Raw genomic sequence first — 24,738 nt, 5'->3', positions numbered from 1 at the left:
GCATGAGCGAGAGTTCGACGTTGCGATGGCTGCGGGCGCCCAGGCTCGCCGAGGACACGCTGCCGGCGGAGTCGCTGAAGGTGGAGTGCCGGCGCTGCGGCCGTTCGGTGCAGGTGTCGCTGAGTGCGATGCGCCCACCGAGCTTCCTGCACGTCGACGATCAAGTGGCATGTCCCGAGATCCAGGAACGCTGGACCGGCAACGGCAGCGGCGGATTGCTGCTGATGATGTGCGGAGCGTTGGAGCAATCGCTCGATCCCGTCTCGGACATCGAACATCACGAGGCGGCGGCACAATACGAACCGGCGCCGCTCGTCGCGCAGCGGATCGCTCCGCAGCCGATGAAGCTGTCCCCGCCGAGCTGGGACGACAGCGCCGATGATCAGGAAGACGTGGAGCGGACTGGCCGGCTGCACGCCCTGCTGGCGCGGTTTGTCGAACACCGGAAGGCGTTCATCCGGGTCACCGTCGGGGTCGTTGCGCTGGTCGTGGTGGCGGTGGGCGGCGTGCTCCTGCCACTGCGCAATCTGCAGATTCTGATCCAGGCTCCGCCTGGACTCTCCGCCGTCTCGCTGCAGAGGGAGCCGTTGCCAACCTCGGTTGCGGTGCGCCGAACCACGATGGATGCGGCCGCGCCTTTAACCCAGGCGCTGTCGAGCCAGCGAACGCCGTCAGCACCGCCGGCTGCCATCCGCCAGCCGCAGGCCGCGGACCCGTTGCCGCCGCCCGAGGGGCAGTCGGCCGGAAGCGCGAAGCCGGTCGTGATGGCGGATGCCGCCAGCGCGCAGCCGAAGCCGCGCGTGCCCGAGACGGTCGCGATCCCCGGCGGAACGTTTGCGATGGGCGGCGAGGACGATTCCGAGCAGCCGGTTCATCAGGTCAGCATCCGGCCATTCGCGATGGGCAAATATCCGGTGACGGTCGGAGAGTGGAAGGCGTGTGTCGCGGCCGGAAGCTGTGCCGAGATCGCCGCTGGAAGCGACGATCAACCGGTCACCAATGCGAGCTACGACGATGCGCTGGCCTATCTCGGTTGGCTCGCCAAGGTCACCGGCAAGGCATTCCGGCTGCCGACCGAAGCCGAATGGGAATACGCCGCTCGCGCCGGGCGCCGCAGCAGATATTGGTGGGGGGATCGCATGCGCCCAGGCATGGCGAACTGCAAGGGGTGCAACACTGCCAGCGAGGCGGCCGACGCCGCGCAACCCCTGAAAGTCGGAAGCTTCGCCGCCAACCCGTTCGGCCTGTTCGACATGGGTGGCGAAGTGGCCCAGTGGGTCGCGGACAATTGGCACAAATCCTACAAGGGAGCCCCGGCGGACGGGTCCGCATGGCTCGATGACGGCAGCTACGCCCGTGTGATCCGCTCCGGCTCCTGGAGCAATGGCGCATCCGATGCGCGCGCAGGCAGCCGCGACCGCTACGATGGCCGCATCCGTCATCCCACGCTCGGTTTCCGGGTCGCGCTTACACCATAAGGGACCAGTATGCGGCCGACAGTGTCTGTGCGACTTTGTTTCATCCTGATGATCTCTCTCGTGCCTGCCATCGCCTCGGCCAAGGGCACGAAGTCTCCGAAGGATGCCAAGGTCTATTTCATTTCGCCGTCCGACGGCGAGATCGTGAGCGGGGCGTTCTGGTGCCGCTTCGGCCTGCGCAACATGGGCGTGACGCATGCCGGCGATGATTTCGCCGGCAGTGGCCATCATCACCTGCTGATCGACGTCGATGACACGATGGAAGCCGGACAGCCGATTCCGCGAGACAAGAAGCACATTCACTACGCGGCCGGCGAGACTGAGGCGAGGATCGAACTGTCGCCCGGCAAGCATACGCTGCAGCTGGTGGTCGGAGATGCAAAGCATCTGAATTTCGATCCGCCCGTGGTCTCCGAAAAGATCATGATCACCGTCGGCAAGCCGAACGCGTCGGACGACCAGGCGCGCGCGAGCAGGACGACCAGCGAGCGGCGGAAGATCCAGGAGCGCGCTTTGCCGGCTGAGCCGCAGCAGCCGCAACAGATGGTGACGCCAGAGATGACGAAGTCTCCTGAAAGTTCCGACTTCATCAGCCGCGTCCTCTCGGGAACGAAGTAGACCGCGCAGCACGTCTCGGATGGCCCCAGGCGTATGTGCCTCGCTGACGATGCGGGTTGACCGACGTCGAAACGCGCGCGTCAGGGCGGGCCTGCCTCGCCCACGCAGCGTTGCGCGGTGACCTCGCGCGCGCAGGCAGATCGCCGGGCATGGCCACGCATCTGCCCGCGGCAATGGCCAATCCTGACGTCTCCTGGTGGGACGTCGTAGCGGAGGGGGGAGACAAATCCTCATCCATGCAGCGATCCGACCGCCTGGTCGGCGGAACGCATCGGCGAGGGCCGCGATCGCAAGTGAGATCAGCGTCAACGGTCGTTGTGCGCCCGGATGGGCGTAACGCGGCAGCCATCGGACATCAGTGTGGCTCGCAGCGCTGTCCCGACAGCTGAAGCCGTGGGTTCAAGAAAAATATTTTCGAGACCGATTGTCGCATCCCGCGATTGTGCGCTCGCATCCCGCCTCAACATCGTCACAGCTGTAATCCGGCAGCAGTGTGGTGGTCCGCGCATGCAAGTCGGTGCCGGTCGCGCGTGCCGCACGCGCGCGCGCCGCTTCAGCGACAATAGTTGCTTGCGAATCAATGTCAGTTGCATTCGCGTTTGAATCGATCCGATCGCAGACATGAGAAGACGACAAGGGCGGATCGACATCGTTTGATCTCAGCTGCAACGTAGTTGGGTCCGGAGCCGAGCGGCAATGCGGCGACTTGCGGGACGATTCGGGCCGAGCGTGCGCGATTGCGCACGGATGTGGCGGCGGGCGCTGTCCAAGTTTCGTTGAAATCCCACCCCTCTTTGTCGTCTTGCGCTCAGCGCGGTGCATGCGCGCAATGGCGCATGGTTGGAGGAGATTTGAGAATGAAGATCATCAAGATCATGGTCGTTGCGCTCGCCGCAGGCGCGGCATCGGGCTCCGTTGCCCTGGCCGACGGCTACAAGGATTGCACCAAGCTCGACAAGGCGTCGTGGAAGACCGTGGCGGACGCGGAAGCCAAGGCGAAGTCGGAGGGCTACGAGGTTCGCCAGACCAAGATCGAGGGCACCTGCTATGAGGTCTATGGCGTCAAGGGCGGCAAGCTCTATGAGCTGTTCTACAGCCCGGAGGACCTCGCGCTGAAGCATACGAAGGCGAAGTGATCTGACGATCATGCGTGACGCAGGACAGGCACGAGAGCGCGTCTCTTCCAGAGCGCCGGCGCTCCCGGTATCGAAAACCGTTGCGGTCTGGGATGTCCCGCTGCGCGTCTGGCACTGGGCTCTCGCCGCCTTCGTGCTCATCGCCTGCGTCACGCCCAATACTCACGATGCTCTGCACCGGACGGCGGGCTATGCCGTCATCGGCCTGCTCGCATTCAGGCTGATCTGGGGTGTCATCGGCACCCGCCATTCGCTGCTCGCGCGGATCAGTCTCAAGCTGCGCGCAGCCCCCCGCTACATGATCAACATCTTTCGCGGCGAGACCGGGCGCTATATCGGTCTGAATCCCGCAGGCGCGGCGATGCTGGTGGCGATGGTCGGGCTTCTGTTGATTTCGACCATCAGCGGCGTCATGCAGATTTCGCTGCGCTTCTTTGGTGTGGGGTGGATCCAGGAGGTGCATTCGCTCTCCTCCAACGCGGTCATGGCACTGATCGGCATCCACCTGCTCGGAACGTTGTGGATGAGTGTCCTGCAGAAGGAGAACCTCGCGCGGGCGATGTTGACCGGACGTAAGCGGATGCCGGGATCCACACCTGCGGCGAGACCGGCAGGCTCCGCGAAAGAGAGTGCGGACGTTGGATCGGCGGAGCAGGTTTCAATGGTGCCCGAGCTGCCGCCTCATCGGGGCAATCCACAGGTCGCGGGCGTCAAGCCCTCGCCCCGTATGCCGCGGGCTCTCAGCACCTATGACAGGAAGCTCGGCCTCGGCTGAGATCACGAGCGATATTGTCCCAATACGTGCAACATCGCGGCACGCTGAGCCTGTCCGCCGTCATGCAAATCGTTCGACGCATCCGACACGCTGATTACTCATGTGCAGTGATCGGCGATGCGGGCGATCAGGCGGATGGCGTCGTGACCTGATGCAGACATGATGCAGACATGCGATGTCTGATGGCGTTTCGGGTCGGCGTGGCTGACGTAGTGGATGCGAAGGCCAGCGCAACTCAGGTCGTTCACCATCCGCACGCGATGAGGTGAGTTGTGATCGCTTTCATCGATGCGCCGCGATGAAGGCAGCTCTTTCGCTGTGCTGAAATGGCACGAGATGATGCGTGCGAGGCTCTTGCGGAGGGCAGGCTGGCGAAGCCGCGACTAATAAACTTCGCGAATTGTCGCACACAATGATTTCGTCAAGTTTCGACACGGCAAATCGCCGCATTCTGTAACTTATATTAGTTCTACGAACGCCGCGCGATCTCCAGGGCGGGTGCGCAAATGGCGAATTCGAGACAGACTGGTTCGGGGACAGGGATATAAGCCATGATGCGATTTGAAAAAGCAGGACTCCTTGGGGGCGTCGCGCTGCTGATCGCGGCGATTGCGCTGCCGGCGAGCGCGGCGGAGACCACCATCGAGATTTCAGTCAAGGACAACAAGTTTCAGCCCGCGGAGCTGAAGGCGCCGGCGGACACACCAATCGTGTTCAAGGTCAAGAATCTCGACGGCGCACCGGTGGAGTTCGAGAGCGAGCCTCTCCAGTTCGAGACCGTGATCAAGCCGAACATGGAAGGCGTGGTGAAGGTCAAGGCGCAAAAGCCTGGACGCTACGAATTCTTCGATGACTTCCATCAGGGCAACAAGGGCACCTTGGTGGTGGAATAGCCGCGTCCGGCTGGGCCTTCGGTGTGCCCGGGCAGGCGACGATCAAGCGCCACATGGGGCCGTCTCGCGGATGGCATGCGCCGTCTCGATCCGCCGGTGGATTCGGGGCCTCACAGTCCTTCGAAGGCGGCCAGCCTGTGCCGGCCGCCAGCCTATCGACGTCTGCGAGTCGCGGCCCGTCGGGTGGTGCCGCGCTTCACGGGAGACACGTCTTTTTGCAACGGGCAGGACGAGAGAGCATCAGTCCCAGTTGTCGCGATCGTCGCGGTGTGCTGCCGCGTCCGGACGAGGCGGTGGCGATCACTGTGTTGTTCGTGCTGCTGGTCGAGTCTGCTCCGTCCTATGCCCAGACTCAGGCGCGCGCCTATGCCGACCCCGGCACGATCGACGGCGGCCCCGTGGTCGTTGTGCCCAATCGCAAGCGGCCGCTGGCGCGGCCCGCCAATGGCAACGGTCCTGTCGTCATCCCGCAGATGATCATCGCTCCTGGTGGCAACGAGCCGGAGCAGGAGCCGAAGTCCGCAGCCGCCCAGCCGGACGAGCGCGCGCCGCCGCGACCGAAATCGCCGATCGATCCTGCGGCCGGTGCGCTTCCGCAGGCCGCGCGCCGCGAGCCGGCGCCGCGCCTGGCACCGGTCCGCAACGGTTTCTTCGGCGCGCCATCCGCCGGCCTTCTGGTTGGAGGCTGCCTGGCGACACCAGGTCGTCTGGTGCCGACCAACGTGCCCAATCGCTGCCTGGACGCATTGGCCTTCGCTGTGAGCCCGCCCCCGGCGACCCGCGGCGTGCTGCCACGAAACCTGCCGCCGATTCCGCGGCAGGACGCGCAACCGATTCCGCCGGTTTTGGCGGACAAGCCACGCATGAAGCTGCCGCCGGTCAACAAGGGCAAGCCGCAGGATCCGCAGCCTCAGCCGCCACCGATGATGGATGAGGATCCCTACGAGCCCAAGGGCATCACGGTGGGAAACTTCATCCTGAAGCCTGCGTTCGAAATGTCGTCGGGCTTCGACAGCAATCCGGGCCGCGTGCCCAAAGGAGCGGGCTCCGGCTTCGTCAGCGTTGCGCCGGTTCTGCTCGTGCGTTCGCAGTTCGAGCGCCATCTGCTCAATGCCGATGTGCGCGTCGGCTATATCGACTATGCAAAGCTCCGGCAGCTCAGCAGGCCTACCGTCGACGCCAAGGTGAATGGGCGCTACGACATCACCGATACGTTTGCGCTCAACGGCGAGGGCCACGTTGCCGTCGATGCCGATGATCCCGGCACGCCGCGCTTCGCGGGCCGCTTCGCAAGGATCCCGTTGGCCTCGACCGTCGGCGGCTCGGCCGGCGTGACCAAGAGGTTCGAGGAGATCGAAGTCTCGACCAAGGCGGCGATCGATCGCGTCGCGTTCCAGAACGCGCCGCTCATCGACGGCCAGATCGTCAGCAATGCCGATCGCAACTTCGTTCAGTACGGCTCGCAAAGCCGCGTGACTTACAATCTGACGCCGGAGATCCGGCCGTTCGTCGATGTCGCGGTCGACCGGCGCGTTCATGACATCGCGGTCGATGCGGAAGGATTCCGCAGGGATTCGACCGGGACGGCCGTCGAAGCGGGCGTGACGTTCGCCTATGCCGACAAGCTGACCGGCGACGTCGCTGTCGGCTATCTCACGCGGCGCTACCAGGATCCGATGCTGAAGCCGGTCGGTGGCTTCATTGCCGATGCGAACCTGACCTGGCAATACGCCAAGGAGACGGCGATCATGCTCGGCGCCAAGTCCCAGGTGGTGGAGATCACCGAGCCAGGGATCTCCGGCGTGCTCAAGCGCGACGTCACCGTCGGCATCGAGCACCAGTTCGAGCCGTGGCTCGTGGGCACGTTCCTTGCCGGCTATGGCCAGGACGCGTTCACCGGGACCACGCGGGTGGACAATCGCTATCTGGTCGAGCTCGGCATGCTCTACAAATTCTCCCGCCTGCTGCAACTGAGGGCCAGCGTCCGGCGCGAGGAGACCCGGTCCAACTTCCGGGAGAACGATCTCTCTGCGACTGTCGTGCAGGTCGGCGCCAGGGTGCAGTATTAGCGCATGGCGCTGGCGGCGAGACGGAGCCCGCCTCTCGCGACCCGTCGGCGCGCTCACTTTCCCAACGATGCCAATGATCCGGTGCATCTCGCGGTCTGCTGATCCAGATGAATTCATCGGGGGAGCGCCTGTCTCGTGCACGTCGGTCATCCGTCGACTGTCAAACTCATTCCACGCGACATTCATTACAACAGCCTTGCTCCGCGGCGATTCTTGTGGCTGAGGCGCCGCCGTGACGGTGAAGCCGTGATGATGGCGAGAGTGGTGGCTCGCAATGGGGAGGGCGGTCGCTGAGCGATCGGTGATATCCCGCCTCCACGCCGGCATCCACGATTGTCCGAGCTCAAATGATCGGTTGCGATCGGCTCGCGTGGCCGACATCGAGCCGGGCGAAACGAAAAGGCAGCGCCCGCGCGGTCGCGAACGCTGCCAAGTCTGCAGATGCACGTGCTGGAGCGCGTGCTATTTATTCTTCTGATTGAAGTTCACATCGATGCTGAAGCTGAACTGGTCGTCGGTCAGTCCCGAGGGCGGCGCCGGCACCGGATCGGAGCGGTGGATCATCGACAGCGCCGCCTGATCGAACACCGAATCCCCGGAGGACTGCATGACCGAGGCCGACATCACCTTGCCAGCCCGGCTCAGCACCAGCGCAACCTTGACCGTGCCGTTGCGCTTCTTGCCCTCCGGATAGCGCTTGTGAAGTTCGAAATAGGCGCTGATCTTGCGTCCCCAATCATTGGTCAGCTTCTGCTTGTCCTTGCCCATTCCCGGATTGGGCGCCTTGGCAGTCTCGGCCGGTGGCGCCGCCTCGTCGAGCGCCTTGCGTGCCGATTCCTCCTGAGCGGCCGACGCGACTGACGCCTCGGCCTGCTGGACCGCCTGCTGCTGCTCCTCTTTTTCCGGCTTCTTCGGGTCGTTCATCGTGACGACGCGATCGGCCTCCTCCTCGGTCTCGGTTGGCTTGTCCTTGACCGCGTCGGACTCCTTGACTTCAGCGGTCTGCTGCATCTGCTCCGGCGCGGCTTCCGCCGCGTCGCTGTCCGGTCCGGCCGGAAGATCATTGTCCTCGACCTGGGGCGAGGCCATCTCAAGCGCGAACTCTGCGCCATTGGCGCCGAGCCCACCATCCGTCTCCTGGCCGTTGAGATGGACGACGGCAAGCGCGGCGCCGCCGCCGTGCAACATCAGCGCTCCGATTGCCGCCGAGATCCACAAGCGGCGCGACGCTCCCTGATACTTGTGTTCGACCATTCTACATTTCCATTGGTGATGAGGGATTCTAATGCGCAGGTGGAGCGGTCGCGGCCGCCTGCGCAACGCCTTCGACGGTGACGAGCTTGATCTTCGAATAGCCGCCGGTGCGCAGCAGCTCCATCACGTCCATCAACTCGCCATAGGGTACCCCGCGGTCCGCGCGCAGGAAGACGAACTTGTCCTTGGTGGCTTCCGGGATGTGCTCGAGCGAGCCCACCAGGCTTGCTCGTTTCACCTGCTCCTCGCCGACGAACAATGTCAGGTCCGGCTTGATGCTGACATAGATCGGCTTGTCCGGCTTCTTCTGCGGCGTGGCCGTCGAGGTTGGAAGGTCGACCGGCACGTCGACCGTCGAGAGCGGGGCCGCCACCATGAAGATAATGAGCAGCACCAGGATGACGTCGATGAACGGGGTGACGTTGATGTCGCTGGATTCGCCGAGGTCATCGTCACCATCGGCTTCCGAGAGAGAAACAGCCATGGCTTACTCCGCAGCGAGCGCCATCGGAGGCGCGGCGTGGACGTGGATCGGCTCGAAGCGTTCACCGTGAGTGCTGTGATGGCTCTGGCCGCGATCGAGATCGCGCGACAGCATGCGTGCGGTCGCGCCGGAGGAACGGCTGACCAGCTCCATGTAGCCTTTGGTCACGCGGGTGAAGTGGTTGTAGATGATGACGGCGGGAATGGCGGCCACGAGTCCGATCGCTGTTGCGAGCAGCGCTTCGGCGATGCCGGGGGCGACGACGGCAAGGTTCGTCGTCTGCGATTTGGAGATGCCGATGAAGCTGTTCATGATGCCCCAGACGGTGCCGAACAGCCCGACGAACGGCGAGATCGAGCCGATCGTGGCGAGCAGGCCCATGCCGGTGCGGCAGCGCCGGCCTTCCGCGCGCACGATTTCGGCGAAGCTCGATGCGGCACGTTCGTTGACGCCGTGAGACGGCAGCTCCGAGGACATTCGGATCTCATGCATCGCGGTGTCGATCATGGTGGTGAGTACGCTTTCGCGTGAGCCGAGCGCGAGCTTCGCTTCCGACAGCCAGCGCACATCGGCGACCTTGTGCAAAGCGCGCTTCAGCTTGCGGCGGAGCATGGCGAATTCGATGGTCTTCGCGATGAACACGGTCCAGGTCGCGAGTGAGGCCAGCGCAAGGCCCATCATCACGGCTTTGACCAGGATGTCGGCGGCGAGGAACATCGACCAGGGCGACAGATCATGCGGCACGTGAGACGCCGCCTGCGCACCGCCTTGACCGGGCTTCTCGGCCTGATCCTTGGCCTTGTCCGCGGTCGCTGCCGGCTCGGTCACGGCTTCTGCGGACGTGGCGGTCGAGGATTGCGTGTCGCTTGCCGTGGCGGTCGCGGCGGGTCCCTGCGATACGGCTGCGGTTTGAGCCGGTGTTGATGCGACCGAAGCGGGACTGTTGGCCTGCGTTCCGGCACCAGGCTGGGCCGCAGCAGCCTGTGCAGTCGGCTGTGTCGGCGCCGGCGTCGTGATCGGCTGCGCGGTGTTCATGGGCTTGGCTGCGGTCGCCTGAGCTGCCGGCGTAGCCGGTGCATTTGACGATCCAGGCGCGGCGTTCGCTGCAGGTGACGGCACTGCTGCCATCGGCGAGCTCTGCGCGAGTCTTGCTGTCGCCGGCGCTGGATTGGTTGCGGAAGTCTGTGGCGCAACGGCAGCCTGGCCAGGTCTCGGCGAGGTGGCTGCCTGCTCGGCCTGCGCTGCCGCGCCGGCCGAAACGATTGCGATCACCGCTCCTGCGCGAAGAACGATCCTGAACATGTTGCTGCACATCCCTTGTAGTTAATTTCCCTGTAATGTTTCGAGACTTAACGGGGCTGTTTTGAGACGGCGCGTTGTCTCAAAGCAGGAACATCGACGTTCGCGCGTAACGCCGTGGACGGGATGCCGAGCGAGGGATTGCGCTGCATGATGGACTGACCGCAGTTCTTGCGCGGCGATCACATGCTAACTCCCTGAAAGTTCTGGTGTGCTACGATGCCATGGCGCCAAGGCGAGCCGTGTCTGGTCGTTCTCGTCACGCAAATGCCGCCGTTCGGTCTTCCATCGATTCTAATTAGTCGTGTGACGGACCGGTTTGGCGAGGCCGTGCAGGGCAAGATTGACGGCAGATGTCGACTCTGCCTCTTTTGCCGTTGCAGAGAGATGTGGGAGTCGATGAGGCTTGCAGTCGCTGCAGAGTCGCGAAATGCACGATGGCGGGAGCGATGGTCCAGTCGCCCAGGCGACGGCGATGGCAACGCGGAGCCGGGGACGGCTCCGCCGCAATCACATCCGACGAGCGGTGTCCGCTGGACGGCGGTCGAATCGAGCTCAATGAAACTGAAAGGACTAAATGAGACGAGCCGGGCTGCATCACTCTGCAACCCGGCTGTGCCACTTTATCTGAATTGATCAAGAACCGGAGACCAACCCGGAACACGATCTCAGGCCGGACTGCCTGCGCCGCTCGCTCAGGTCTCGGCCCAATAGCGGATCAGGTTGTGATAGAGGCCGGTCAGCCTCACCATCTCCGGATCATCGCGGCCCATGCGGCGCGACAGATCCTGGATCGTCGTGTCGAGATCGAAGATCATGCTGCGGGCCAGGGGATCGCGGATCATGCTCTGCAGCCAGAAGAACGAGGCGATCCGGACGCCACGCGTGACCGGCGTGACCATGTGCAGGCTGGAGGCCGGATACAGCACGAGGTCGCCGGCGGGCAGTTTCACCTCATGCGAGCCGTAGAGATCCTCGATGACCAGCTCGCCGCCATCATACTCTTCCGGCTCGGAGAGAAACAGTGTCACCGACAGGTCGGTGCGAATGCGCAGTCCCGTGAGCTTGTCGCCGCGGACGGCGTTGTCGACATGGATGCCGAAATGATGGCCTGAGTCGGCCGCGTAGCGGTTGAACAGTGGCGGGAATATATGCTGCGGAATCGCCGCGGCGAGAAAGCGCGGATTGGCGGTCATCGCCGAAATGATGCGGTGGCCGAGCTTGCGCGCCACCTCGCTGTCGGGCGGCAATTGCTCGTTGCGCTTGACCATGGCCGACTGGGCGCCGGCCGTCGAACGGCCGTCCTCCCAGTCGCTGGACGCCATGATGTGGCGGAAATCCGCCACATCATCCTTGCTCAGAATCCCGGGGACACAGATCAGCATGAACTCATCAACTCGATAGCGGCCCCGGGCGCGGGCCCGCGCTCAGAACCGTCCGGACAGGACGATCGATGCGCTTCGTCCCGGACCGACCAGGGTGAACGGCGTGGCACTCTGATAGAAGGCGTCGTAGTAGAGCTTGTTGAAGATGTTGGCAACGAACACCTTCGCGGTCCAGTTCTTGTCGAGCTTGGCTTCCGCGAAAGCATCGAAGCGCCAATAGCTCGGCAGCTCGGTGCCCTGGTTCGCGGCGAGCCAGGTGCCGCCGAAGATCTTCGACCGGTACACCGCCTGGCCGCCGATCTCCCAGGTGTCGTTGATCTGGTACTTCGTCAGCAGGCTGAACGATTGGTGCGCTGTGTTGGCGAGCTGCAGGCCGACATTGCTGGTGAACAGCGCCGTGTTCGCCGGCGGGATGTTCGACTTCGTCACCTCGGACTGCATCAGCACGATGCCGCCGAAAATGCTCCATTTGTCGGTGAGCTTGCCGCCCGCCTGCAGGTCGATGCCGCGGATGCGGTAGGCTGCGCCGGCCGAAAGGCACGGCACGTTGCCGGTGGTACCGACGGGATAGGGACAGTCAGCGGTGGCCTGCGTGGCGTTCGCGATGTTGCGCGACTCGCGGGCATTCTCCTTCTCGGTCTGGAACAGGGCTCCGGTAACCAGCAGGCGTCCGTCAAGCAGCTCCCATTTGGTGCCGATCTCGATCGAGGTGTTCTTCTCGGGGCCGAACACCTGGTTGGCGCCGCCATTGGTCACTGCCGACAGGCCGCCATACTGCGAGCTCAGACCATCGAACTCCGCGCCGACGGGGTTCGACGACGTCGCATAGGCCGCGTAGAAGCTGGCATAGGGCACCGGCTTCAAGGTCATTCCGACGTTGAAGTTCGGCATGCCGCTCGAGGCCGCCGTCGAGCCCGGCGTGTTGGCGACACCGTTGACCGTGCCGAAGCCGTCGACCCGGACGTCGTATTTGTCGTAGCGGATGCCGCCGTTGAGGATCACCAGATCGCGGTAGTTAACGCTGTCGAGCGCATAGACGCTCGCCGTGTCGATCTTCACATTGGTCGGGAACTGGCCGAGCGAGGGAATGCCGAACGGTGCGAAGGTTGCGCTCGGACTGAACACGCTCACGCCGGACAGCGAGCCGTTGCCGGCGAAGGCCAGTCCCTGCTGCTCGGAGGTCAGGCCGGTGTAGCTGTTGATGAGGGCCTTTTCCTGCGAGACTTCGAGGCCGGCGAGCAGGGTGTGCCGGAACGCGCCAGTATCGAACTTGTAGGTCGCCTCAAGCTGATTGGCGAGCACATCGGTCTGCTGGAAGCGGCTCTGCGGGTTGGCCCGGATCGTCGAGTTCGACAGCGGATTGGTGAGGGTCGGGCCTTCTGGCAGCGTGCCGATGTAGTTGAGGGTCGAGCGCGACACCCGGAACTTGTCGGAGATCGTCAGGTCGGGTGTGACCTTCACCTCGGCATTCAACGTGCCGATGTCCTGTCCGATGCGCGAGAAGTCGCGGTTGACGAAGCCGTACCAGGCGTTGCGTGGCGAGCCCACCTCCGGGAACGGCGCGCCGGCCACGAGATTGTTCGGCCGCCAATAGGGCACGCCGAAGTCCGGACGTCCGGTGACCTCGCTGTGGATGTAGTTGGCCGCGAGGGTCACGGTGTCGAGCGGCGTCCATTTGGTCGCGATGAAGCCGCCATTGCGGTTGTCGGTCACGAAGTCGCGCCCGGCGACGCCCGCGTCCTGGAACAGGCCGCCGACGCGTGCGGCGAAGGTCGGGGTGATCTTCTGGTTGACGTCGATCACCACGCGCTTGGTCTTGTCGGTGCCGAGCGTGGTGTCCATGTTGTAGAAGCTGCTCTCGGTCGTGGCCTGCTTGGTCACGATGTTGATGGCGCCGCCAGTGGTGCCGCGGCCGGCAAAGGACGAGGCCGGGCCGCGCAGGATCTCGACCTGCTCGGTGAAGAAGTTCTCGCGCACGGACACGCCGCCGTCACGCACGCCGTCGATGAAGACGTCGTTGCGGGCGTCGAAGCCGCGAATGAAGAAGCGGTCGCCGAACGCGTTGCCGCCTTCGCCGGTGCCGAGCGTCACGCCGGCGGTGGAGAGCACGGCGGATTTGAGGCTGGTCGAGTTCTTGTCGGCGAGGATTTCCTTGCTCAGCACGGTCACGGTCTTCGGCGTGTTGAGCAGCTTCTCCGGAAACTTGCCGGAGGCCTGCAGCCGCTCGCCCTTGTAGTCCGATGCGGGGCTCGAATAGGGGTTGCGGTCGGGCGGCAGGTTGCTCTTGGGCGCTGCGACCTGCTGCTGCTGTTGCTGGCGGGCGGCGCGGCGCATCGCGTCGCGGGCGCGCACCTGCTCAGCGGTCGGACGGGAGGCTGCGGGCTTCGGACGGGCGACCGGGGCTTCGACCGTCACGGAGGGCAGCGGCGCCTGCTGGGCTTCGGCACTCGAGAACGAGGCAACCGCGATCAGGCTGGCCACGGCCGAGACCTTCACTCCGGAAATATCGGAGGACGGATCCCATTCGTGTGCGCTTGCCCCGCGCAAGCTTCTTGGAAAGACTGCCTTACCCATATTCGACCACCCCACTCGCTACGCAATATTTTGTTGTTCGGTTCGTATCGTCGCGCGCAATCCGGTGTTCCGATTGCGAACGAGTGGCAAACTCAAAGGCAATCGGACCAGAAGTGGGTTCCACTGATGGCTCAATTGCGAAAAGTTTCCATCTGTGTCTGATAATGCGAATTGCTCGCAAACTGTCGCGCAGACGCAACACCCGCAACCCTTGGGTTGAATCGCCCGATCGGGCGCAATTCCGGATAAGAGAATCCCGGTACGAGATACCGTTCCGCTTTCGCGGTTGTGCGGGCGGTCTGTGCCGGGCCGGTGCGGCTGCACCTCAGATGCGGCCGGAGTCGGGCGACATTATCGCGTCAAGGCGGCGCCGCCCGGTCGTCCGACAATTCGGTGTGCGCAATTCAGGCTGGTATCGGGGCTCCGATCAAGTCGCTCGTCCCGCCGCGATGCTCACGCTTGTTCCCAGGCCGCATCGCCCGACCGCGCTTCACACCCGTTCGACGATGATCGCGATCGGTCCGCCGCCATCGGGGCCCTGATGCTCGGCGCCGCCGGAGACGAACAGGTCGGTGAAGCCGAACAGCCCGGCCAGCGCACCGCCGACGAAGGCCCGCGCATGGCGGGTCGAGGCGATGTCGCTGTCGTCCAGCATCGTGTGCCTTTGGCCGCGCAGCCTGCCGCTCTGCGCTGCCTCGGCCTTGGCCAGCACGGCGGCGATACGGCCGCGCGCGGCGGCCGGCACCTGGCCCGCGGTGTCGATGCCGAGCCGGGCCAAAGCGGCGCGCGCCGGCTCGATGTCGATGGCATCTGCCATGACGGCGTGGTCGATCGCGAGCGGCCCGGTCCAATCCGCCGACATGCCGGCCACCATGATCTCGTGATCGAGCAGTTCGACGCCGCCCGATGTCGCCGCCCGCTCGCTGTAGCGCGCGTAGTCGGCGCAGATCATCGCTTCGGACAGATCCGAAAGGGTCAACTCGCCGAGCGCGACAGCTGCTCCCAGGGCCGAGGCACCGCGGGAGAAGCTCATCGATTTCAGCGTGTCCCGCACCGCGGTGGCGGTCCCGCGGGCCTCGGCCGCCTCGATCCGCTCCATCGTGAGCAGCGGGCATTTCACTTGGACATAGTGGACGTCAGCGGCATCGGCGATGCCGGCATCGGCCATCGCAGCCTGCACACCTGCCGCCACCTGCGCGACCTGCTGCATCCGGCCGAGATGCTCGCTCGGGAGCAGCGGCGTCCGCGCCCGGCCCAGCGCGAGCGACTTGTCGAATGCGCGCGGCTGCCGGTCGCCGCTCGCGTCGCGGGCCTCGAACACGATCATATGCGGCGACAGCGCGCCTTCGGTGCCACCAGACATCACCATTGCGATCTGGTTGATCGCATCACCGTCGACGTGCCGGCCGAGCAGCGCCTGCAGCGAGCGTACCGCGAACGCGCGGGTGAAATCGTTGACGCAGCCATTGCCCTCGGTCTTGCCGAGAATGCCAATGATACCGGCCGGATCGATGGCGCCCTGTGCGATCGCGGCGTCCAGCGCACCGACATCATCCGGGCTCCGCATCGGCAGGCGGTGAACGGTGGCGCGGCGCAAGGCGGTCGGCATCTCGGAAACTCCTGTGTGCTGTCCGCCAGACTAGGCAATCACGAGGCCGCGCGCGACGGTGTTGCGCGATGACAGGCATGCTAATGTCGCGGCGCCTGATGTCAGTTCGCCGGGTGATTCATGCCTCTCTGGACCTGCTTTCAATGTGGCGCGCAGTTTCCTGACACTCCCACGCCGCCGTCCGCGTGCAGGATTTGCGACGAGGAGCGCCAGTTCGTGAATTGGAGCGGACAGCGCTTCATCGATCGCGACGAGCTCGCCGCATCGCGCCAGGTCATCTGGCGTGACGATGACGGCGTGACCGGACTTGGCCTCGATCCGAGCTTTGCGATTGGCCAGCGCGCGCTGCTGATTCCCGAGCCCGACGGCTGCGTGATGTGGGACTGCGTTCCACTGGCAACGGAGACGGCTGTCGCGCATGTGCGTTCGCGCGGCGGGCTGAAGGCCATCGCGGTCTCGCATCCGCATTTTTATGGCGCAGTCGCCGATTGGAGCGAGGCGTTCGGCGGCATCCCGATCTATCTCCACGGCGACGACAGCGCCTTCATCACCCGGCCGCATCCCGCGATCGTGCCGTGGACGGGCGACAGCTTGCGGATATCCGACGCCGTCCGGCTCTATCGCACCGGCGGTCATTTCCCCGGCGCCACCGTGCTGCATTGGCGGGAGGTGGCCGAGGGCAAGGGCGCGCTGTTCACCGGCGACATTGCGATGGTCGCGATGGACCGCCGCCACGTCAGCTTCATGTATTCCTACCCGAACTATATCCCGCTCGGCGCCGCAGCCGTGCGCAGGATCGCCGCAACGATCGGGCCGCTCCCATTCGATCGCATCTACGGCGGGTGGTGGCAGAAGAACATCGCAACGGAAGCGAAGCCCGCCTTCGAGCGGTCTGTCGCGCGCTATCTCGCGGCGATCGCCTGACGTGGTTCCGTATGTGGTGCTGCACGCGCCGGGAGTAACGGGGCGTTAGGTACAACCACAACACAATGCGCGTTCAGCTTGCAGTCTGAGATCGTATGGTATCGAAGTATCCTGGTGGACCGGGGTACCTCAGTGCGAATGCAATTGCTGTTGTCGAAGACCGGCGGGGCTGCGGCCGGCGGCCTGCTGCTGGGACCGGATGCCGTGGCCGCCGCGCGCGAGGCGAGGACCGAAGCCGGCCCTCGCAGTATGCGGCGGCTGTGGAGCCTTGTGGCGCTGAGCCTGGTCGTCCTTCTCTCCGTGCCGTTCCTGCTGGTCGATGTGCCGCCGGTGCTCGACTATCCCAACCATCTGGCGCGCCTGTTCGTGCTCGCGCATCCCGAAGACCCCGTGCTGTCGCAGATGTACGGGCCGAACTGGCGCATCCTGCCCAATCTCGGCATGGACGTGATCGGCGCAGCGCTGCTGCGCGTCACCGACGTCCATGTCGGCGGCCGCCTGCTGCTGGCGCTTGCGCTGTTCGCGCCGCTGATCGGGGTCGTCGCGTACCATCGCGCCGTCTTCGGCCGGTTCTCGCTCTGGCCGCTGGCGGCGGCCGTCATTGCCTATAATGGCATCTTCCTGCTGGGCTTCATGAACTTCCAGCTCTCGCTCGGGCTGGCGCTGCTGGGCGCGGCCGGCTGGGTCGTCCTGCGCCGTCGTGCCAACGTCCTCGTGCTCGCCGGGTTCGGCGCGCTTGCCGCGACCGCGACCTTCCTGTGTCACATTCTCGGCCTCGTCTTCTTTGCGGTGCTGGTCGGCGCCGCCGAGACGGACCGGCTGTGGCGGTTGCGACGGTCTCCCGGCTTCATGCGCGAACTCGTCGGCGCGGCCGGTGCGCTCGCCTTCGCCATGATCCCATCCCTCGTGTTTTATGCGCTGGGCCCGCTCAGCGAGCCGGGGGCGCGGCCGGGCCCATGGCTGTGGCAGCAGAAGCTCTGGTGGATCTTTACGCCGTTCATGACCACGAGCACCGGGCTGACGCTGGTCACGGCCTGCACCGTGCTGGCGCTGCTTGTGCTCATCCGCCGCCAACTCGAGGTCGCACCAGGACTGCCGCTGGCGCTGGCGGCCCTGATGCTGGGCTTCGTCGCGGCCCCTGCCAAGGCGATCAACGGCGTCTACATCGATCTGCGCCTCGCTCTGATGATGGGCTTGTTGCTGTTTGCCGCGCTGCAGCCGCGGCTGAGCGCGCGCCAAAGTGTCTATGCCGGCCTGCTTCTGGGGGCGCTCACTTTGCTCCGCTGCCTCGATATTGGCGCCGGCTGGATTGATCACCGGCGCGATCTCGCCGAGCTGCGTGCGGCACTGACGCAGGTCGAACCGGGCAAGCGAGTGCTGGTCGCGAATGGCGAGCTCGACGGGATCGGGGACGCGGACAAGAGGGAGCGAACCTTGCCAGGGGTGCATCGCGTCGACACCCATTTGGCCGCCTTGCTCGTCATCGAACGCCGCGCGTTCTGGCCGCTGCTGTTCGCGAATCCCGCGATGCAGCCGGTGATTGTTCGCCCACCGTTCGATCGCCTCGCAGAAGCTCTGGGCGAGCCGGTCGAATGGCGATGGCTGGAGCACCCTGATAGCTCTCCGGGCGCGGAGATCCCGACTTATCTGCAGCGCTGGCGCTCCGACTTCGACGCGGTGCTGGTGATCGGTCCGCCGCTCAAGCAGCAGCCGGTCGCCGGGCTGTTGCCGCTGTCTCGCGGCAGCTATGTCCAGCTCTACCGGATCGAGCGAAGCTCAGATTCGGAGATGACCTCGGACGGCGGCAATGTCCGTCCCGGCGCGCGGCGGACCGGCTCGAACTCGTGATCCGACTGTTGCGGCCGCGCATCGCTGCGGGCCGCCGATCTCCACTGATCCCCACTGCCCGGCCGTTCGTTGTCTGCTGATGAGGGCTGCCGCATCGCTGCGGCGCGTCACCAGGAGGGCACGATGCAGATTGCAACGCCGGGGCCCGGGCAGGAATCGGTCTGGGATTATCCGCGGCCGCCGCGGCTGGAGCGGTGTCCGGCGCGGCTGCGCGTCTTGTTCGCCGGTGCCACGATTGCCGATACGACCGAGGGCTATCGCGTGCTCGAGACCAGCCATCCGCCGGTCTACTACATCCCGCCGCGGCATGTGGCGATGTCGCTGCTGCGTCCCGCCGCAGGGCTATCGTTCTGCGAGTTCAAGGGCATCGCGAGCTACTGGACGATCGAGGTCGATGGTCGCGTGTCGGAGCAGGCGGTCTGGAGCTATGCGCAGCCGACTCCGAGTTTCGCCGCGATCACCGCGCATCTTGCCTTCTACGCCTCGCGGGTGGACGCCTGCTTCGTCGGCGACGAGCGCGTTGCGGCGCAAGAGGGCGATTTCTACGGCGGCTGGATCACTTCGCGTGTGGTCGGCCCGTTCAAGGGGGCGCCGGGCACGCGGGATTGGTAGATGATCCGCAGTCCGGTTCTGACCGTATTTGAGAGTATGATCGGGAAAACGGACAGCGGTCTTTCGCGAAGATCATGCTCGGGCAAAGAGACAAGATCTAGACAGTTCTGCTCTTCACGACGTCGGGGGACATGCCATGCGACGGCTGATGAAGTTCCTGCATACGATGGGCGCGATCGGCATGATGGGCGCGATGGCCTGCCTGATCGTGCTGCTGGGCATGATTCCGCAGCCCGCGGTCTCGCTGTCGCATTATGCCGAGATGCGCGCGGCGATGGGCGCCATCGTGCGCTACGTGTTCTTCCCCTCGCTCGGCCTCACCTTGATCGCGGGGCTGCTCGCGATCGCCGTCAACCGCGCGCTGCACAGCGCCGGCTGGGCATTGGCCAAGCTCGCGTCGGGCATTCTCGTTTTCGAATGGGGTTTTGCCGCAGTGCAGGGCCCGATGCAGGAGGCGGCGGAGGAGGCGGCCCGCGCGGTCGCCGGCCAGATCGACCCGGCGACGCTGCAGCCCAATTTCGGCACCGAGCAGGGCGCGATCTGGGTCATGCTCGCTGTGGCCACGGTGAACGTGATTCTGGGCGTCTGGCGACCGCGCTTCACCAACCTGCCGGATTGAACGAGGTGGCAGCGGGCCGGGCGATGCGGACCGCAGATCGCTACCTGAAACTCAGCTCCTGCGCGAAGCGGAGCAGGTAGCCGTCGGGATCCTGGACCAGAAACTGGCGCTGGGAGCGGATCTGTTGACCGACACGATAGCAGGCCTCGCGGCATGCGTCGAACAGGGGCCAGGACGCTTGCGCGAGCGCGCTCAACAATGGGCCGACGTCGTCGACCATGATCTGAAAGTTGATGCCGCGCCCGAACGGCGGGTCGAGAGAGCCGGTTTCCCAAGTGCCGTTGTACTGCATCAGCATGATCTGCGTCCCCTGACGCTCGATGTACACGAAGAGGTCCTCGGGACGTTGATAGGCGATGCGAAAGCCGAGGATGCCGCACCAGAAGTCCGTGCTTCTCTCGAGGTCGGATACGCAGAGCTCAGGGACGAGAGGGGCGAAGCCGCCGGTCGGCAGGCGATCGGATGAGATGATCATGACCACTCGACCATAGCCGGCATCGCGCGCGAGAGCCACGGCGGACGCTCGGCCGTCCGCGCCCTCTCACGCGATCCAAGGACAGCGCCGGCCTCGTCATGGCCGGCGCTGTGCCTGGTGTGCCGCTCAGAGCTGCGTCGCGCGCAGCTCGATTGTGACCGGGGTCGACGTGGGTCTCGTTGTCGGATCGGCCGGCATCTGCAGCACGCGGGCGCGTTGGCCGGTGGCGAGGTCCGCGACCTTGACGATGTGGCCATTGGAGAATTCCAGCGCGTCGTGATGCTCGGTCGGCTTGTTGAGGTCGACCTGCCGGAAGCGGGCGAGATGAGCACCGACCTTGCGGCGGAAGAAGAAGCCCTTGATGCGGACGTCGCCCTCGAAGGCAAGCTCGGTGCCTGGGCGCAGGCACATCGCGGTCAGCGGGTCGTCCTTGGTGCAGAAGCCGCGCGTCTCCGTGCCGGGAAAGCGACAGGAGACCAGCACGTCGTCGATTTTGGCATCACGGGAAGCAACGGTATGGAGGCTGTAGTCACACATGGAAAGCTCCTGAAGGCCGCCAGCACTGAGGCCGAAACGGCGCAGCGGAGAAGTTGTTCCATCTTACGACAGCCGGGGTACCCACCGCGCGCGGACCGCGCGGTGGGTGCCGATGCGCGGGGTCAGGTGAGATGCGCGGCTTCCTCGGACTCGCTCTCGTCGACCGCTGCGCCCCAATGTGAGGCGTCCTTGATGGTCGGATCGATCAGTTCGCCACGCAGCAGCGCCATCGGCGACTTCCAGTACAGCGCGATGTTGTGCAGCGGGTCGGTCAGCACCTTGAAGCCCCAGATCAGCCCTGTGGCGACATCCTGCGTCGCAAACAGCTGGATGATGCGGAACAGACCGCCGCCAATGCCAACGGCGAGCCAGAGCAGGCCGACATGGCGGACGAAATCCATGCGGCTCGCCGGCTCGGCGAACAGGCCGAACAGCGTCGGAAACAGGAACAGCGCCACCGGTACCAGGCCCCAGACCGTGAGCAGCACGATCTTGCGGGTCTGATTGTAGCCGACCTTGACGGATTCCTTGTAGTCGTTGGTGACGTCGTTGACGTGGTCGTAGCCGTTCGGCTCGAAGAAGAAATGGCCGGTCTGGCGCGTCAGCATCGCGAGCCATCCGACCAGTCCGGCCATTGCGGGGTCTGTGAACAGCAGCGCGTAGCAGACGAGGAAGATGACCGCGCTGATCAGATGCAGCGTCTGATTGATCCGGCTCTGATGATAGTAGCGGTAGTCGTCGAAGCGCTGCGTCTGCAGCGTCTTGTAGTAGCCCGACATGCGAATCCCCGTGCCGTTGTGGAACGAGACCGAGGCGTAGAGGGCTTCAGTGAAGGTGTCGTGACATTATGATGTTGTCACAATGAACCTGACCGGTCTTCGATCCAATCTTGGATCTTGTCTCGGATCCGCCAGCGTCGTTGGTTTGGACCGACGCGCCATGAGCCGGCGCATCTGCCGCCGGCTGGTCTTGATGTCTGCCGCAGGATGCGCCCGCTGCGCTTTGATCGGGATCAAATCAGCGGGGCGATGGGGCCGATGGCAAACTGCCTCAGCCGCCCGGCGCGCGCGCCAGGCGGATCGCCTCGCTCAGAATTGTGCGGTCGCCGATATGGTTGGCGAGCAGCAGCACCAGCCGTGCATTCATGCGCAAGGCGTCCTCCTCGCTGAGGTCGCGCTGGCCACCGATCAGCTCGGCATAGAAGCCGTCGGGATCGTTGATATTCGGAGTGAGTGTCAGGCTCATGCCGCAAGCTCCTGCTGGACCGCGCCGTACTTGCCGCAGGCGCGCCGGATCGACTCGGCGATCGCGGTCTCGTCGAATTGCGGAAAACGGGCGGTGACATATTGATCGGGACGGAACACATAGGTCGGGGGTGACGAGGCGCCGTAGCGCTCGGCGAGCAGGCCCTTGGCATCGGCGATATCCCGGCCGACGACGATCACGCGCGCGGCGATGCCGTCCACCCGGACTTCGTCGGCGGACACGGAGCTGTCGAACGTCACCACGGTGAAGCCTGAGCCGAGGCAGTTCAGCAGCCAGCCGGGCCGGCCGGCGATGATGACCGGCGCATCCGCGGCATTGGTGCCCGGCGTCATGGCACCGGCAAGGCTCGTGCGATCGCGGGTGTTCAGCGATGAAGCGACATAGGGCGTCGGCGTCGACAGCCGGCCGCTATTGACCAGCGGCCGCGCGAAGGCGTGATGCTGCGCGAGGTCGAGCACGGCGTCGCGGAAGTGCCGGCTCAGTCGTGTCTTGGGCGTGATGAAGTCGGTGGCCCGGGTCGAGTTTAGGATGTTGTCGTCGGCAGCGTACGCACGCTCCTCGTGATAGCTGTCGATGAGGCTCTCGGGCGCCTCACCGCGCAGCACAAGCGCGAGCTTCCATGCGAGATTGTCGATATCCTGCACACCGGTATTGGCGCCACGAGCGCCGAACGGCGACACCTGATGCGCGGCGTCGCCGGCGAACAGCACGCGTCCCCTGCGGAACTGATCGATCCGCCGGCAGGCGAACTGGTAGATCGACACCCATTCCAGTTCGAAATCGGTGTTTTCGCCGAGCATGGCTCGGATGCGCGGGATCACGCGTTCGGGCCTCTTCTCCTCGTCCGGATCGGCATCCCAGCCGAGCTGAAAGTCGATCCGCCAAATGTTGTCGGACTGCCGATGCAGCAGCACCGACTGTCCCGGATGGAAAGGCGGGTCGAACCAGAACCAGCGCTCGGTCGGGAAATCCGCCTTCATCCGGACGTCCGCGATCAGGAAGCGATCCTGGAAGAACTGCCCTTTGAACTCGGCGCCTACCATGCGGCGCGTGTCGGAATTGGCGCCGTCACAGGCGATCACCCATTGCGCCTCCATCGTGAAGATGCCGTCGGGCGTCTCCACGGCAAGGTCAGCGTGATCGTCGGTCTGCTTCAGGCTCACCAGCCGGTGCTTCCAGCGCAGATCCACCAGCGGGCTTTTCGTGCAGGCGTCGACCAGAATCTCTTCGAGATGATATTGCTGCAGGTTGATCATCGCCGGCCAGCGATGGCCGGGTTCGGGCAGCAGGTCGAACTGATAGGACAGCTGGTTGCGGAAGAACACCTTGCCGATGTTCCAGCTCACGCCCTTCTCGACCATCGCGGCGGCGCAGCCGAGCCGGTCCCAGATCTCCAGCGGGCGCTTGGCGTAGCACACGGCGCGGGAGCCGATGCTGACAGTGTCGTTGTCGTCGAGCACGACCACCGGCTGGCCGCGCGCGGCGAGGTCGAGCGCTGCGGTCAGGCCGATCGGGCCGGCGCCGATCACGACGACCGGGTGCCGCCGGATCGTGCCGCTGCGCTGCTCGGCCGAGCACGCATAGGGAAATCGCGGATAGACATAGTTGCTCATGGCTGCCTCGCCTTGCGCGTTGCGGTCGGGACTGTTGAGACGCGTGGTCGCTCAATCGACGCCGGCGAATTCCTTCTCGTGCATCCAGGCGGTGTGCCGCGGCGGCTTCTTGGTCGTGGCCCATTCGTCGACCATGGCATGGGCGACGGACTTCATCCGCGCGATCTGCTCGGGCGTGGCGGTCCAGGCCGCGATCTCCAGACGGTGGCCGCTGGGATCATGGAAATAGATCGACTTGAAGATGGTGTGATCGGTGATCCCGACGACGTCGAGGCCGGCCGCCTCGGCGCGTGCCTTGGCCTCCTCCAGTTCCTCCAGGTCCTTCACCTGGAAGGCGATGTGCTGGGTCCATTCGGGGGTGTTCGGATCGCGTCCCATCGGGGGCGAATTCGGCAGCTCGAAAAAGGCCAGGATGTTGCCGTTTCCGGCATCGAGGAAGATGTGCATGTAGGGATCCGGCGCCTTGGTCGAGGGCACGCGGTCCTCGGCGATGGCGCCGAGCAGGTCCATGTTGAGGACCTTCTTGTAGAATTCGACGGTGGCCTTGGCGTCGACGCAGCGATAGGCGACGTGATGGATCTTCTCGATCTGCATGATCTGCTCCTCCCTTTATCGTGGTTGGCAAATTAGTAACAGATGATACGATTGTCCGGCTTTGATTTGGATCAATCCAGTGAAGATGAGCGTCGAGCGTGGGCGGGTCAGGAACGCGGGCAGAGGCTGTGATGGCGGACGAGGTGCGACAGACCGACATCGACCGATTCAATGAATGCAATCTAAAGTTGCAGGATTATTTTCCTTACCGGCTGGCCCGCTTGGCCGAGCAGGTGTCGCTGGCGGTCGCCGAGGTCTATGCCGACAGGTTTGCGCTGTCGCGGCAGGAATGGCGCATCGTGGCGGCGCTGGGCGAGCAGCCGCGATTGCCAACCAAACAGATCGGCCGGCTGACGACGCTCGACAAGATGAATGTCAGCCGTGCCATGCAGAGCCTGGAGGCGCGCGGCATCGTCAGCCGCAGCCGCGATCCCGAGGACGGGCGGGAGCGCATCGTGACGCTGACCGCCGCCGGACGCGGGCTGTACAGGAGGATCGTGCCCTATGCGCTGGCCCGGGAGAGCGATCTGCTGGGTGTGCTCTCGGCCGCGGAGCTCGCCACCCTCGACGCGGTGATCGACAAGCTGCTCGCGGCTGCGGAGCGGGCCGTTGACGATCCTGTTGGCCGGAAGCCTTGATCGGTGCCGCGGCCGCGCTATATCGACGGTCTCTCCCC

23 protein-coding genes are annotated in these 24,738 nt (G+C 64.9%); 11 read left to right on the top strand and 12 right to left on the bottom strand.

Annotation, left to right across the window (positions count from 1 at the left end; all coding sequences use genetic code 11):
- Positions 1-2: 2 nt before the first annotated feature.
- The 6 genes from ACVIJ6_RS05005 (at position 3) to ACVIJ6_RS04980 (ending at position 6,969) form a co-directional block, all read left to right on the top strand.
- Entirely contained in the window at positions 3-1,478 is a 1,476-nt protein-coding gene (locus ACVIJ6_RS05005) for an SUMF1/EgtB/PvdO family nonheme iron enzyme (protein ID WP_456771746.1), read from the top strand.
- A gap of 9 nt (positions 1,479-1,487) precedes the next feature.
- Positions 1,488-2,096 (top strand): DUF4399 domain-containing protein, encoded by a 609-nt coding sequence (locus ACVIJ6_RS05000; protein WP_456771745.1) that lies wholly within the window; start codon positions 1,488-1,490, stop codon positions 2,094-2,096.
- A gap of 857 nt (positions 2,097-2,953) precedes the next feature.
- Entirely contained in the window at positions 2,954-3,232 is a 279-nt protein-coding gene (locus tag ACVIJ6_RS04995) for a PepSY domain-containing protein (RefSeq protein WP_456771744.1), read from the top strand.
- 10 nt (positions 3,233-3,242) lie between these two features.
- The gene (locus tag ACVIJ6_RS04990; RefSeq protein ID WP_456771743.1) at positions 3,243-4,007 is read left to right on the top strand and encodes a cytochrome b/b6 domain-containing protein; all 765 of its coding nucleotides are present in this window, start codon (positions 3,243-3,245) and stop codon (positions 4,005-4,007) included.
- Positions 4,008-4,558: 551 nt separating this feature from the next.
- Positions 4,559-4,900 (top strand): cupredoxin domain-containing protein, encoded by a 342-nt coding sequence (locus ACVIJ6_RS04985; protein WP_456771742.1) that lies wholly within the window; start codon positions 4,559-4,561, stop codon positions 4,898-4,900.
- A 215-nt stretch (positions 4,901-5,115) separates the two neighbouring features.
- Positions 5,116-6,969, top strand: coding sequence for an outer membrane beta-barrel protein (locus tag ACVIJ6_RS04980; RefSeq protein WP_456771741.1), 1,854 nt, complete (start codon positions 5,116-5,118; stop codon positions 6,967-6,969).
- A gap of 462 nt (positions 6,970-7,431) precedes the next feature.
- Here the strand turns inward: ACVIJ6_RS04980 and ACVIJ6_RS04975 are convergent, their stop codons facing one another.
- From ACVIJ6_RS04975 to atzD, 6 genes are all read right to left on the bottom strand, one after another.
- On the bottom strand, positions 7,432-8,223 hold the full coding sequence (locus tag ACVIJ6_RS04975; RefSeq protein WP_012041588.1) for a TonB family protein: 792 nt from the start codon (positions 8,221-8,223) through the stop codon (positions 7,432-7,434).
- A gap of 28 nt (positions 8,224-8,251) precedes the next feature.
- On the bottom strand, positions 8,252-8,707 hold the full coding sequence (gene exbD / locus ACVIJ6_RS04970) for a TonB system transport protein ExbD (protein ID WP_456771740.1): 456 nt from the start codon (positions 8,705-8,707) through the stop codon (positions 8,252-8,254).
- 3 nt (positions 8,708-8,710) lie between these two features.
- Positions 8,711-10,009 (bottom strand): tonB-system energizer ExbB, encoded by a 1,299-nt coding sequence (gene exbB, locus ACVIJ6_RS04965; RefSeq protein WP_456771739.1) that lies wholly within the window; start codon positions 10,007-10,009, stop codon positions 8,711-8,713.
- Positions 10,010-10,701: 692 nt separating this feature from the next.
- On the bottom strand, positions 10,702-11,391 hold the full coding sequence (locus ACVIJ6_RS04960; protein WP_456771738.1) for a Fe2+-dependent dioxygenase: 690 nt from the start codon (positions 11,389-11,391) through the stop codon (positions 10,702-10,704).
- Positions 11,392-11,433: 42 nt separating this feature from the next.
- Positions 11,434-13,965 carry a TonB-dependent receptor gene (locus ACVIJ6_RS04955; protein WP_456771737.1) on the bottom strand — a complete coding sequence of 844 codons (2,532 nt, stop codon included), beginning with the start codon at positions 13,963-13,965 and terminating at the stop codon, positions 11,434-11,436.
- Between the two features lie 490 nt (positions 13,966-14,455).
- The gene (gene atzD / locus ACVIJ6_RS04950) at positions 14,456-15,574 is read right to left on the bottom strand and encodes a cyanuric acid amidohydrolase (RefSeq protein ID WP_456771736.1); all 1,119 of its coding nucleotides are present in this window, start codon (positions 15,572-15,574) and stop codon (positions 14,456-14,458) included.
- 120 nt (positions 15,575-15,694) lie between these two features.
- On the opposite strand from atzD, the gene ACVIJ6_RS04945 reads away from it, so the two are divergent.
- The 4 genes from ACVIJ6_RS04945 (at position 15,695) to ACVIJ6_RS04930 (ending at position 19,577) form a co-directional block, all read left to right on the top strand.
- Entirely contained in the window at positions 15,695-16,498 is an 804-nt protein-coding gene (locus ACVIJ6_RS04945) for an MBL fold metallo-hydrolase (RefSeq protein ID WP_456771735.1), read from the top strand.
- A gap of 138 nt (positions 16,499-16,636) precedes the next feature.
- Positions 16,637-18,346 (top strand): hypothetical protein, encoded by a 1,710-nt coding sequence (locus tag ACVIJ6_RS04940; protein ID WP_456776903.1) that lies wholly within the window; start codon positions 16,637-16,639, stop codon positions 18,344-18,346.
- Between the two features lie 123 nt (positions 18,347-18,469).
- Positions 18,470-18,958: a DUF427 domain-containing protein gene (locus ACVIJ6_RS04935; protein WP_456771734.1), complete on the top strand. Its 489-nt coding sequence runs from the start codon at positions 18,470-18,472 to the stop codon at positions 18,956-18,958.
- Positions 18,959-19,094: 136 nt separating this feature from the next.
- A complete protein-coding gene (locus tag ACVIJ6_RS04930) occupies positions 19,095-19,577 on the top strand; it encodes a hypothetical protein (RefSeq protein WP_456771733.1) in 483 nt (160 codons plus the stop codon).
- Positions 19,578-19,617: 40 nt separating this feature from the next.
- Here the strand turns inward: ACVIJ6_RS04930 and ACVIJ6_RS04925 are convergent, their stop codons facing one another.
- The 6 genes from ACVIJ6_RS04925 to ACVIJ6_RS04900 all read right to left on the bottom strand — a co-directional run bounded on the left by ACVIJ6_RS04925 (position 19,618) and on the right by ACVIJ6_RS04900 (position 24,062).
- Positions 19,618-20,091 (bottom strand): bleomycin resistance protein, encoded by a 474-nt coding sequence (locus tag ACVIJ6_RS04925; RefSeq protein ID WP_456771732.1) that lies wholly within the window; start codon positions 20,089-20,091, stop codon positions 19,618-19,620.
- 87 nt (positions 20,092-20,178) lie between these two features.
- Positions 20,179-20,589 (bottom strand): hypothetical protein, encoded by a 411-nt coding sequence (locus ACVIJ6_RS04920; RefSeq protein WP_456771731.1) that lies wholly within the window; start codon positions 20,587-20,589, stop codon positions 20,179-20,181.
- Positions 20,590-20,711: 122 nt separating this feature from the next.
- Positions 20,712-21,368 carry an Mpo1-like protein gene (locus tag ACVIJ6_RS04915; protein ID WP_456771730.1) on the bottom strand — a complete coding sequence of 219 codons (657 nt, stop codon included), beginning with the start codon at positions 21,366-21,368 and terminating at the stop codon, positions 20,712-20,714.
- 271 nt (positions 21,369-21,639) lie between these two features.
- Positions 21,640-21,834, bottom strand: coding sequence for a DUF2783 domain-containing protein (locus tag ACVIJ6_RS04910; RefSeq protein WP_250173174.1), 195 nt, complete (start codon positions 21,832-21,834; stop codon positions 21,640-21,642).
- The gene (locus ACVIJ6_RS04905) at positions 21,831-23,468 is read right to left on the bottom strand and encodes an FAD-dependent oxidoreductase (RefSeq protein ID WP_456771729.1); all 1,638 of its coding nucleotides are present in this window, start codon (positions 23,466-23,468) and stop codon (positions 21,831-21,833) included. The genes ACVIJ6_RS04910 and ACVIJ6_RS04905 overlap by 4 nt, the downstream gene beginning before the upstream one ends.
- 51 nt (positions 23,469-23,519) lie before the next feature.
- Positions 23,520-24,062, bottom strand: coding sequence for a VOC family protein (locus ACVIJ6_RS04900; RefSeq protein ID WP_456771728.1), 543 nt, complete (start codon positions 24,060-24,062; stop codon positions 23,520-23,522).
- A gap of 131 nt (positions 24,063-24,193) precedes the next feature.
- Between ACVIJ6_RS04900 and ACVIJ6_RS04895 the strand changes: the two genes are divergently transcribed.
- The gene (locus ACVIJ6_RS04895; RefSeq protein ID WP_456771727.1) at positions 24,194-24,700 is read left to right on the top strand and encodes a MarR family winged helix-turn-helix transcriptional regulator; all 507 of its coding nucleotides are present in this window, start codon (positions 24,194-24,196) and stop codon (positions 24,698-24,700) included.
- Positions 24,701-24,738 lie beyond the last annotated feature (38 nt).

The sequence above is a fragment of the Bradyrhizobium sp. USDA 4369 genome, from assembly GCF_054056435.1.
Note: the sequence above shows the minus strand (reverse complement) of the source record. Positions and strands in the feature narration are given on the sequence as shown.